The 11,550-nt window shown below is 73.0% G+C and carries 8 protein-coding genes; 6 read left to right on the plus strand and 2 right to left on the minus strand.

The window, feature by feature from the left end; translation table 11 throughout:
• Positions 1 to 9: 9 nt before the first annotated feature.
• The 6 genes from nadA (at position 10) to EV382_RS17045 (ending at position 10,419) form a co-directional block, all read left to right on the plus strand.
• Complete coding sequence (nadA, locus tag EV382_RS17020; RefSeq protein WP_130403119.1) at positions 10 to 1,185, plus strand: quinolinate synthase NadA; 1,176 nt, start codon at positions 10 to 12, stop codon at positions 1,183 to 1,185.
• A 212-nt stretch (positions 1,186 to 1,397) separates the two neighbouring features.
• Positions 1,398 to 2,753: a UDP-N-acetylglucosamine 1-carboxyvinyltransferase gene (gene murA / locus EV382_RS17025; RefSeq protein ID WP_030337972.1), complete on the plus strand. Its 1,356-nt coding sequence runs from the start codon at positions 1,398 to 1,400 to the stop codon at positions 2,751 to 2,753.
• Positions 2,754 to 2,838: 85 nt separating this feature from the next.
• On the plus strand, positions 2,839 to 3,432 hold the full coding sequence (locus EV382_RS17030; protein ID WP_130403121.1) for a DUF3043 domain-containing protein: 594 nt from the start codon (positions 2,839 to 2,841) through the stop codon (positions 3,430 to 3,432).
• A 151-nt stretch (positions 3,433 to 3,583) separates the two neighbouring features.
• Complete coding sequence (locus EV382_RS17035; protein WP_130403123.1) at positions 3,584 to 4,144, plus strand: helix-turn-helix domain-containing protein; 561 nt, start codon at positions 3,584 to 3,586, stop codon at positions 4,142 to 4,144.
• A gap of 384 nt (positions 4,145 to 4,528) precedes the next feature.
• On the plus strand, positions 4,529 to 9,376 hold the full coding sequence (locus EV382_RS33820) for a tetratricopeptide repeat protein (RefSeq protein WP_279636481.1): 4,848 nt from the start codon (positions 4,529 to 4,531) through the stop codon (positions 9,374 to 9,376).
• Positions 9,377 to 9,420: 44 nt separating this feature from the next.
• Positions 9,421 to 10,419, plus strand: a complete 999-nt coding sequence (locus EV382_RS17045; RefSeq protein WP_130403125.1) for an aldo/keto reductase family protein — start codon at positions 9,421 to 9,423, stop codon at positions 10,417 to 10,419.
• An 87-nt stretch (positions 10,420 to 10,506) separates the two neighbouring features.
• Here the strand turns inward: EV382_RS17045 and EV382_RS17050 are convergent, their stop codons facing one another.
• Positions 10,507 to 11,304 (minus strand): site-2 protease family protein, encoded by a 798-nt coding sequence (locus tag EV382_RS17050; protein WP_130403127.1) that lies wholly within the window; start codon positions 11,302 to 11,304, stop codon positions 10,507 to 10,509.
• Positions 11,304 to 11,504: a hypothetical protein gene (locus tag EV382_RS17055; protein WP_030337978.1), complete on the minus strand. Its 201-nt coding sequence runs from the start codon at positions 11,502 to 11,504 to the stop codon at positions 11,304 to 11,306. Before EV382_RS17055 ends, EV382_RS17050 begins: the two co-directional genes overlap by 1 nt.
• Positions 11,505 to 11,550 lie beyond the last annotated feature (46 nt).

An 11,550-nucleotide genomic window follows, 5' to 3' on the forward strand; every position in this document is an offset into this window, starting at 1 on the left:
CATGGCTACGTGACTTCGACCTGGGTGGAACCCTCCAACACGGCGACGGCTCTGCTGCTGCTCGGCCGGGGCAGCGACCCCGACACCGAGCGCGGCGTCGAGTGTCCGGGCGACCTGCCGGCGCCCAGCGATCCGGATCTGGTGGCCCGCGCCACCGCCGCGAAGGCGAAGCTGGGCAGCAAGGTCTTCGTGCTGGGGCACCACTACCAGCGCGACGAGGTGATCCAGTTCGCGGATGTGACCGGCGACTCGTTCAAGCTGGCCCGGGAGGCCGCGGCCCGCCCGGACGCGGAGTACATCGTCTTCTGCGGCGTGCACTTCATGGCCGAGAGCGCCGACATCCTCACCACCGACACCCAGCGGGTGATCCTGCCTGACCTCGCGGCGGGTTGCTCGATGGCGGACATGGCGGTTCTGGGCCAGGTTGAGGCCGCCTGGGACACGTTGACCGAATTGGGCATCGCCGGCGAGACCGTGCCGGTGACGTACATGAACTCCTCGGCCGACATCAAGGGTTTCGTGGGCCGCAACGGTGGCGTGGTCTGCACCTCGTCCAACGCCAAGCGCGCCCTGGACTGGGCCTTCGAGCAGGGGTCGAAGGTGCTCTTCCTGCCCGATCAGCATCTGGGCCGCAACACCGCGGTGTTGGAGATGGGCCTGTCGCTGGACGACTGCGTGCTCTACGACCCGCACAAGCCGGGCGGCGGGCTCACCCCGGAGCAACTGCGCGACGCCAAGATGATCCTCTGGCGGGGGCACTGCTCGGTGCACGGCCGGTTCACGCTCGACAGCGTCAACGACGTACGGGAGCGGGTGCCCGGGGTCAACGTCCTGGTGCACCCGGAGTGCCGGCACGAGGTGGTCACGGCCGCCGACCACGTCGGGTCCACCGAGTACATCATCAAGACGATCGAGGCGGCTCCGGCCGGCTCGGCGTGGGCGCTCGGCACCGAGCTGAACCTGGTCCGCCGGCTCGCGCTCGCGCACCCGGACAAGCAGATCATGTTCCTGGACAAGGCCGTCTGCTACTGCTCGACGATGAACCGGATCGATCTGCCGCACCTGGTCTGGGCCCTGGAGGAGCTGGTGGCGGGCCGGGTGGTCAACCAGATCACGGTGGATGCCGACACCGCGCACCACGCCCGGGTCGCGCTGGACCAGATGCTCGCGCTGCCCGGCGCCTGATCACGATCTGTAGCGCTCTTGGTACGCAAAAGTGCCGGATCACCGATTAATGCCGCACACGCCGATGTGACCGAGTCCTTTTTCGTCACCGAGGGCTATGCTGCCCAAGCGACGACACACGCGGGCCGTTTCGATATGGCCGCATCCGGGGTAGCGACAACGTTCAGGCGCCCCACCATCAACACGGCAGCACCGACGCGCTGGAGGTTGCGTTGACCGACGACGTCCTGGTTGTGCACGGAGGCACTCCGCTCGAAGGGCGGATCCGCGTGCGCGGCGCGAAGAACCTGGTATCGAAGGCGATGGTCGCCGCGCTGCTCGGCGACAGCCCGAGCCGATTGTTCGACGTGCCGAAGATCCGCGACGTCGAGGTGGTTCGAGGTCTACTCGGCCTGCACGGCGTCAAGGTCACCGACGGCACCGAGGACGGCGAGCTCGTCTTCGACCCGGCGAACGTGGAGAGCGCCAGCACCGACCAGATCAACGTGCACGCCGGTTCCAGCCGGATCCCGATCCTGTTCTGCGGCCCGCTGCTGCACCGCCTCGGGCACGCGTTCATCCCGGATCTGGGCGGCTGCCACATCGGTCCGCGCCCGATCGACTTCCACCTCCAGGCGCTGCGCGAGTTCGGCGCCACGGTCGACAAGCGGCCGGAGGGGTTGCACCTGTCCGCGCCGAACGGGCTGCACGGCACCAAGTTCGCCCTGCCGTACCCGAGCGTCGGCGCCACCGAGCAGGTGCTGCTGACCGCCGTGATGGCCGAGGGCGTCACCGAGCTGCGTAACGCCGCGGTGGAGCCGGAGATCATCGACCTGATCTGCATCCTGCAGAAGATGGGCGCGATCATCAAGGTCCACACCGACCGGGTGATCGAGATTCAGGGCGTGCCCAAGCTCCACGGCTACACCCACCGCCCGATCCCGGACCGGATCGAGGCGGCGAGCTGGGCGGCCGCCGCGCTGGCGACCCGTGGTCACGTCGAGGTGCTGGGCGCGCAGCAGGCCGACATGATGACCTTCCTGAACATCTTCCGCTCGGTCGGCGGCGAGTACGAGGTCACCGACGCCCGCGCACCGAAGCTGGGCGACCCCGGCCAGGAGGGTGGCATCCGCTTCTGGCACCCGGGTGGTGAGCTGAACGCGGTGGCGCTGGAGACCGACGTGCACCCCGGCTTCATGACCGACTGGCAGCAGCCGCTGGTCGTGGCGCTGACCCAGGCTCGCGGCCTGTCGATCGTCCACGAGACGGTCTACGAGCAGCGGCTGGGCTACACCGAGGCGCTCAACTCGATGGGCGCCAACATCCAGGTCTACCGGGACTGCCTCGGCGGCACCCCGTGCCGCTTCGGCCGGCGCAACTTCAAGCACTCCGCGGTGATCGCCGGGCCGAGCAAGCTGCACGCCGCCGACCTGGTCATCCCGGATCTGCGGGCCGGGTTCAGCCACCTGATCGCGGCGCTCGCCGCCGAGGGCACCTCCCGGGTGTACGGCGTGGACCTGATCAACCGGGGCTACGAGGACTTCGAGGCGAAGCTCGCCGACCTGGGCGCGCACGCCGAGCGTCCGTAATCTCGCATACGTTCCGCTACGACACTCCAGCCGCCCGGTGCACCGCGATGTGCACCGGGCGCGGACCGTTGGCTACCCTTGCCGCGTGCCGTCGCTCTTTCGCCGCAAGTCCACCGACCTCGTCGACGAGGCCGTCACCTCGGTGACCCCTGAGGAGACCGCTGAGCGTCCCCGGGGTTACACCCCGGCCAAGGGTCGGGAGACGCCCAAGCGGCCGACCGTCGGTCGCCGCCCGGCCGGCCCCAGCCGCCCCCTCACCAAGGAGGAGGAGCGGGAGCGTCGCCGCCGACTGCGCGCCGAGGCCGCGTCGGAGTTCCGCCGCGAGGGTGGCCCCCGCGACCGTGGCCCGGAGCGACTGCTGGCCCGTAACGTGGTCGACTCCCGGCGTACCGTCGGCACCTGGTTCTTCGGTGGCGCGCTGATCGTGCTGATCGGGTCGAACGCGGCCATGCCGCCGTTGGTCCGGTTGATCTCCAACGTGCTCTGGGGCGCGCTGGCGCTGGGCGTGGTCGTCGACTCGGTGCTGATCTGCCGCAAGATCAGCAAGCTGGTCCGGGAGCGTTTCCCGAAGACCGACCAGCGGATGGGCTCGCTCTTCCTCTACGCGGTCATGCGGTCGATCACCTTCCGGCGCATGCGCGCTCCGGCGCCCCAGGTCAACCTGGGCGACAAGGTCTGACCCACCGGGGCGACCCGCACCCGCGCGACACAGAAGAAACTGCTGCCTCAGACATCTCTGCGGCAGCAGTTTCGGCGTAACTGCGCGGATCGTGCGGTGTGGTCAGCATGCTGAACGGGTCGCCGAACGTTTGACCCACTGGAGCGAAGGCATGCCCTCGGAACCGGCTGCCCCGCTGGCCACCATCGCCGCCGCCCTGCGCCGGGAGCGGGAACGGGTCGGCGTCTCGCTGACCGAGCTGGCCCACCGGGCGGGGGTGGCCGAGTCCACCCTCTCCCACCTGGAGTCGGGCACCGGCAACCCGAGTGTGGAGACGCTCTGGGCGCTGGGCGACGCACTCGGCGTGCCGCTCAGCCGGCTGATGGAGCCCGCCGACGACGGCGTACGGGTCATCCGGGCCGGGGACGGGCCCCGCGTCCGCTCCGAGCAGGCCGACTTCAACGGGACGCTGCTCAGCGCCGGCAGCGCGCACCTGCGTCGGGACGTCTATCTGATCAGGATGGAACCGGGGGCGGTCCGAGCCGGACAGGGACACACCCCCGGCAGCGTCGAGCACGTGGTGGTCGCTGCCGGCCGACTGCGGGTGGGGCCTGAGGCGGCGCCGGTCGAACTCGACCCCGGCGACTACGCCACGTTCCCCGGCGACACCCCGCACTGTTACGAGGCGCTCGCTGCCGGCACGTTCGCCGTCCTCATCATGGAGCATCCCTGAACGAGCGCGCCGATCCCGCCGGGGCCGGTTGGCCGCCGGGTACGGTATCGTCGGTGACCAGATTCGCTTATAGGACCAAATGTCCGAAACCAATGGGATAACGTTTGCGCCGGTGGCCTGCACCACAGTGGCGGTGAGCGAGCCCGCGCCGTTACCCTCCATCCGCAGCCACAGCCTGCCCGAGCGGGCGATCTGACCGGCACATGCGGCCCCAGCGCGACAATTTGCAACGAGGTGACAACGCGTGAGCGAGCGGACGCGAGCCGGCCACCGGGGCGTGGCAGGCGGCGACCGGACGCCCAGCGGTCACCCGAGAGCGACTACGGACAGCTCACCCCCGGCGAGAATCGGCCCGGCGGCCGGGTGTGGCGACGGGCTCGACCGATGAACGGCCGCTACACCGACCGGTGGCCAGACCCGAACGAACCGTCCTGGGTGGTCGAACCGACCACCGAGTGGCACCCCCAGTTCCCCGGCCAGCGCTACCCCGGCGACATCGGCATGCCACAGCAGCCGCCACCGCGCGGTCGGGCGACCGCGACCGGTCGCGCCGAGGTGCCCTCGCTCGCACCCACCCGCCCGGACGGCACCTACCTCGGCCGGTCGTGGTCCGACGAACCACCGGCGGAACAGACGCCCCCCGGCCGGTCCTGGGTGGACGACGAGCCAGGCGACACACCGCTCTACGGCCGGCCCCGAGGCGACGAGCGCTCGGCGGACCCGCCGACCTACGGCCGACCCGACAGCGTCGACTCCCGCCACTACGACCACGAGCCCTACCGTCGTCCGCTGCCCGAGCCACCCCGCCGCGACGAACGCCGCTCCTCCGAGCCGGACCGACGCACCGCCTGGTCCGACCGACGCCCCGCCGACGAGCGGGCACCCGCCCGGGAAGCCGCCTGGCACCGGGACCAGCCCACCCCCGAGCGGTACGACAGCCGCCGTCCCCGGCCGGAGCCCACCGAGCGGGATCGGGGTTACCGGGGTACGCCACCGGTCTCCCCCGCGCCCCGGCCCGAGCCGGGTTGGGTGGCCGAGCCGGACGACGCGCCACGGCGGCGCGGCACACCGGAACGACCGGCCGCCGGTTACGAACGACACCCCGCCGACGGGTACGGCGTCCGACCCGCCCGCGAGCACGACGGCCGGGTCACCGACGGGACCGACCCGTGGGCACCCGTGGACGACCGCGCGCGATACCGCGCCGACGGGTACCCGGACCGGGCCGCCGACGACCTGCGTCGCCCGGAGCAGCGCTACCGCGCGGATGAGGGGATCGGCGCGGCCCCCGCACCCAACAGTGGACGTGGGCGGCGCCCCGACGCGGACCTGCCCGACCAGCCCCGCCTCGACGACGACCGGCGTCGACCCGACACCGACCCGCACTGGCAGCAGCCCCGTGAGGCGGCGGCCCGCGCCGAGGCGTACCCGGATCGGCGGCCTCGCGAGCAGGCCCGCCCGGACGCGTACCGCGAGAACGGGTACCGCGAGGACGCGCCTCGTGAGGACGCGTACCGCCAGCCCCGGCCGCAGCCGGGCCACCGGTCGGACGGCTCTCTGCCCTGGCCACCGCCGGGCCCGGTGCGCCAGGACCGTACGCCGGACCGCACCCGGGAGCCAGGCCACCGCACCGACCCACACCGCGTCCCCGACCCACACCGCACCACGGACCCGTACCGCACCACGGACCCGTACCGCGGGGCCGAGCCGGGCAGCGCGCCGCGGCCGGCGGCCCGGCCCGAGCGCCCGCCGGCCACCCCGACTCGGTACGACGAACGACAGGTACGCCCAGCCGCGACGGCCCCGCCCGCGGCCGGCCGTGCCATGCCGGTCCCACCGCTCTCCCCGGAGCGACCGGTGTCGCCGGCACCCGTCTCCCCCGGTCGGGATCGACCAGTCTCCCCCGCCACCCCGGTCCATCCCGGTCGGGACCGGCCGGTGTCCGCCGCCCCGGTCTCCCCCGCCACCCCGGTCCATCCCGGCCGGGACCGGCCGGTGTCCGCCGCCCCGGTCTCCCCGGCCACCCCGGAACGGCCGGTGTCACCGGCGGCCGTCCCACCCGCCGCCCCTGGTCGGGACCGACCGGTGTCGGCCGCCCCGGTCTCGCCGGCCTCCGACCGGCCCGTCTCGGGACCACCCGCCGCGCGCCTGCGGCTGGAGTACCTGCCCGCGCCGGTGGACCCGCCCGGCGCCGACGAGCGCTCGGATGCCCCGCCCGGATCGGGACGGCGGCCGCTGGCCGAACCGCCACCAGCGTCCGCTTCACGCCCCACCCCGCCGCCGCGTTACACCGGCCCCGGAAACCACCCGGCGGGCCAGCGGCGCGGCGAGGAACCAGGCCCGGACGGCCGTCCGGCCGCCGGCCCGCTGACCGGCACCCCACCCACCGACCGCCGCCCGGTCTCCCCGGACCGCCCGCCCACTGTGGAGCGGCAGTACCCCGCCGACCGACCAGCCACACCGGACCGTCCGGGCGCGCCGCAGCGCCCGTACCCGCCGGAGCGGCCGGTGCCGACGATGGACGCGCGTCCGCCGGTGGCCCCGCCGCCCACCTGGCAGGCGTCAGGGCCACCGGCAACCCGCCCCGCCGCACCCCCGGCCGACCCGACCCCCGCTGCTCCGGCGGCTCCGACGCCCGCGTCCGTCCAGCCGCCGGCCGAGGACGTCGCGCCGGCGCTCCCGCCAGCCCCCGGTACGCCGCGCCGCTACGTACCCCCACCGGCCGCGGAAGAGCCGTTGGCGGCCGTTCACGAGCCGGACGACGTTCCGGGCACCCGCGGGCCGGAGGCGTGGTTCAGCCCCGCTCAGCCCGCCGAGTCCGACCCGGGCGAGCCGGCACCGGAACACCTGTCGTTCGACCCGACCGACGGCGAGTCGACGGCCGGCGACCCCGACCTCTCCGACACACCGGCCGTGGAGACGTCGACGGCCGTCACCCACCCCGACGTGGCCGACGAGCACGCCAGCGCGCCGACACCGGCCGACGCCTTCGCCCCGGTCTCCGCGCCGCCCACGCACCCCGTCTCCGCGCCGCCGACGCACCCGATCTCCGCGCCGCCCACGCACCCCGTCTCCGCGCCGCCCACGCACCCGGTCTCCGGTGCGTCCTGGCTCCCGGTCGACGACCTGGACGACGACCCGCGGCCCGTCGTCGACACCGGACACGTGGACGGCGACCAGCCCGTCTCCGGCGTACCTGTCGGCGCGATGCCCGACCAGCCGGCCGCACCCGACCGCCGCGCCGAGGTCGAGGTCGACCCGCAGCCCTCGACCGCTTCCCTCGTCGAGGACGCCGAGCCGGTCGAGCACGACCCGACGGACGACCTCGCGCCACCCGACGAGCCGGCCGACGAGACGGGCACGGGCCTGCCGCAGGGCTCGCGGGTCGACGAAGGGCCGGGCGATGCCGCCCTGTCGGTCATGTCGTCGGACGAGCCGAACCCACCCATCTCCGCACCGCCGTTGGCGGCGCCAACCGCAGCACCGGTCTCCGCGCCACCAGCGCCCGTCTCCGCGCCACCAGCGCCCGTCTCCGCACCGCCCGCCACGGCCGCAGCGCCCATCTCTGCTCCGCCAGCCCCGGCGCAGCCGTACTCCGCGGCACCGGTCTCCGCGCCACCAGCGCCCGTGTCCGCGCCACCAGCCGCAGCACCCGTGTCTGCGCCACCAGCGCCCGTGTCCGCACCACCAGCCGCAGCACCCGTGTCCGCGCCACCGACGCCCGTCTCCGCACCACCAGTGTCCGCAGTGCCCGTCTCCGCGCCGCCAGGCCCGACACCACCGCCCGCCACGGCACCGGTCTCCGGGCCACCGGCGTCGGTGGTGCCGACGTCCGGGGCACCCGCCCCGGTCGTACCTGGGCCGAGGACCGACCGGGAGAACGTGCCGGTGTCCGCGCCACCCGACGCACCGCCGCCGGTGGCCCGCCCGTCGCTGGCCGACCCGGGTGACCCGGAGCAGGTGCTGGCCGCGTACCGCTGGCGGTTGGACCCCGTCACCCTGCGAGAGGATCTGACGGAGCCGGACGACCTGCGGGCCATCCGGCGACGACTGACCGAGAAGTTGGGTTCGGCGGTCGACAACCGCACCCGGGCCCGACTGCTCAGCCTGCGGGCGGTCGCCTCGCGGATCCTCGGCGACCTGGACGACGCGCTGGCCGACGGGCGACTCGCCCTCACCTACGCCGAAGCCACCGGCGAGCTGCGCCGGACCGCGTTGGCCCAGGCCCGGCTGGCCCACGTGCTGCGTTGGCGCGGCGACTTCGCCGAGGCGGACCAACTCTTCGCCCAGGCCAACTCGGTCGAACTGCCCGACCGGTTGCGGGCCGCGCTGCACGAGCACGCCGGCCGGTCGTGTTACGACCAGGGACGGCTCATGGAGGCCTGCGCACACTTCGAGAAGGCACTCGACCTACGCGGCGCTGGCGACGCCGAACTGTTGGACCGGATCCGGGTGGCCCTCGACGCGGTCACCGTCCGGGCCGAGGCGGGCGGCTTCGGGCCGTACCCCCGGAGTCGGGACGAGGTGCTCGACCGGGACCGGCCCCCGTTGCCGGAGCGGGACGGGCCGCTGTGGGGTTACACCAGCCAGGACGGCGACCTGGTCATCCCCGCCCGGTACGCCGAGGCGCAGCCGTTCCACGACGGGTTGGCCTGGGTGCGCCGACCGGACACCGACCGCTGGTCGCTGATCAACCTGCTGGGTACGACGGTGATCCCGCCGTCATTCCGGACCGCCCGTCCGTTCAGCGACGGCCTGGCCTGGGTGGTCGGCGAGGGCGGGTGGACGGCGATCGACGCGACCGGCGCGGTGCAGGTCGCGCCCAACTTCGCCGAGGTACGACCGTTCCGGCGTGGGCTGGCCGCGGTACGGCGTGAGGGGTGGGGGGCGGTCGACCGGACCGGCCGGATCGTCGTGCCCACCCGCTACCACGGTTTCGTCACCGAGTTGGCCGACGGCCAGCAGGTCGACGGTTTCACCGACGAAGGGCTCGCCGTGGTCGACGTGGCGGGTCGGCGGGGCGTAGTGGACCGCACCGGCACCGTGCTGGTCCCGCCGACACACCCGATGCTGGTCATCCACCCGGTGGCGTTCCTGATCGAGGGCGGCAACGGGCGGTGGGGTGCGCTGGACCGGCGCGGTCTGCCGCTCATCGACCCGGTGCACCGCGATCGCGCCGAGGTGCTGGAGGAGATCGACCGGCTACTCATCGACGCCAACCCGATACTCTGAGCCACCGGTCGCCACTGGTGATCCACTAGAGCTAGGGTCGGTACATGGAATTCCGACACCTGGGCCGCTCCGGCCTGATGGTCAGCGAGATCTCGTACGGCAACTGGATCACCCACGGTTCGCAGGTCGAAGAGGACGCCGCGTTCGCCTGCGTCCGGGCCGCTCTGGACGCGGGGATCACCACCTTCGACACCGCCGACGTGTACGCCGGCACCCGAGCCGAGGACGTGCTCGGCCGGGCGTTGCAGAACGAGCGCCGTGAGGGCCTGGAGATCTTCACCAAGGTCTACTGGCCGACCGGCCCCGGCCGCAACGACCGTGGCCTGTCCCGCAAGCACATCATGGAGTCGATCAACGGCTCGCTGCGCCGGCTGCGCACCGACTACGTGGACCTCTACCAGGCCCACCGCTACGACGGCGCCACCCCGCTGGAGGAGACGATGGAGGCGTTCGCCGACGTCGTCCACTCCGGCAAGGCGCACTACATCGGCGTCTCCGAGTGGACCGCCGCCCAGCTGCGCGCCGCCCACCCGCTCGCCCGGGAGCTGCACATCCCGCTGGTCTCCAACCAGCCGCAGTACTCGATGCTCTGGCGGGTCATCGAGGCCGAGGTCGTGCCGGCCAGCGAGGAGCTGGGCATCGGGCAGATCGTCTGGTCGCCGATGGCGCAGGGCGTGCTCTCCGGCAAGTACCTGCCGGGCCAGCCGCCGCCGGCCGGTTCCCGCGCCACCGACGAGAAGTCGGGCGCGGGCTTCATCTCCCGGTTCATGAACGACGACGTGCTGACCCGGGTCCAGCAGCTCAAGCCCCTCGCCGAGCAGGCCGGGCTCAGCATGGCCCAGCTCGCCGTGGCGTGGGTGCTGCAGAACCCGAACGTCTCGTCGGCGATCATCGGTGCGTCCCGCCCGGAGCAGGTGCACGACAACGTGAAGGCGGCCGGCGTGAAGCTCGACGCCGACCTGCTCAAGGCGATCGACGCCATCATCGACCCGATCGTCGAGCGGGACCCGGCGAAGACCGAGTCCCCCGCGCAGCGTCCCTGACACAGCTCCGGCCCGGTCAGCGCGACGATTCGCGCCGACCGGGCCGGTGTGGTCAGCTCAGCCCGTCTCCAGGCCGGTGTGGTCAGCTCAGCCCTGCCAGAAGCGGACCAGATCCAGGCCGGTGGCGTAGAGCCACGAGGGCAGACCGAGCAGGTCACCGACCGCGAAGACCGCGTCGAAGAACCAGCCGCCGATGCGCGGGTTCCACAGCAGCGCGAAGAGCAGGATGAAGCCGTACGGCGCGAACAGGTCGTACATCTTGCGCCACTGCGGGTTGAGCCACGGCTGGATCATGTTGCCGCCGTCCAGGCCGGGCACCGGCAGCAGGTTCAGCACACTGGCGGTGAGCTGGAGGAAGGCGAGCAACGCCACCCCGGCCCAGAACTCCACGGGACCACCCGACTGGGTGCCCAACCGCACCGCCGCCACCAGCACCACCGTGAACACCACGTTGGTGGCCGGGCCGGCGAGGCTGACCAGGGTGTGCCGCAGTCGACCCGGGATGGAGTGCCGGTCCACCCAGACCGCGCCGCCCGGCAGGCCGATGCCGCCGAGCAGCACCACCACCACCGGCAGCACGATCGACAGCAACGGGTGGGTGTACTTGAACGGGTTGAGCGTCAGGTAGCCGCGATGGGCGATGTCCCGGTCACCGGCCCGGTAGGCCACCACCGCGTGGGCGTACTCGTGCAGGCAGAGCGACACCAGCCAGCCCGACACCACGAAGAGGAAGACGGTGAACCGGACGCTGCCGTACCCGTTCCAGGTCAACACCCCGCTGACCGCGAACAGCGCGACCAGGCCGAGGAAGACCGGGCTGGGCCGGAACGCCGCCTTGGGAACGCCGAGGACCAGCCCGTCGCCGCCCGGCCGGTCGTAGGCCATCACTCGGCCGTGGGCAGCAGACTCATCCGGTACTCCACCCGGTCGTCCTCCACGAGCGCGACCGAGGTGACGCCGGACGCCGCGAGCTCCCGCCAGGTCTGACCGATCCAGGATTCGGCGTCGGCCTGGCTCCCGAACGACTCCGCCGGTCCCTCGACCGTCTGGCCGTCCGTGCCCTCGTACCGCCAGCTCCACGCCATGCCGCGTCTCCCCTCGCCGCTGAAGTCCCCGTGGGACGAACCCTCG

It is taken from the genome of Micromonospora violae, assembly GCF_004217135.1.
Lineage (GTDB): Bacteria > Actinomycetota > Actinomycetes > Mycobacteriales > Micromonosporaceae > Micromonospora > Micromonospora violae.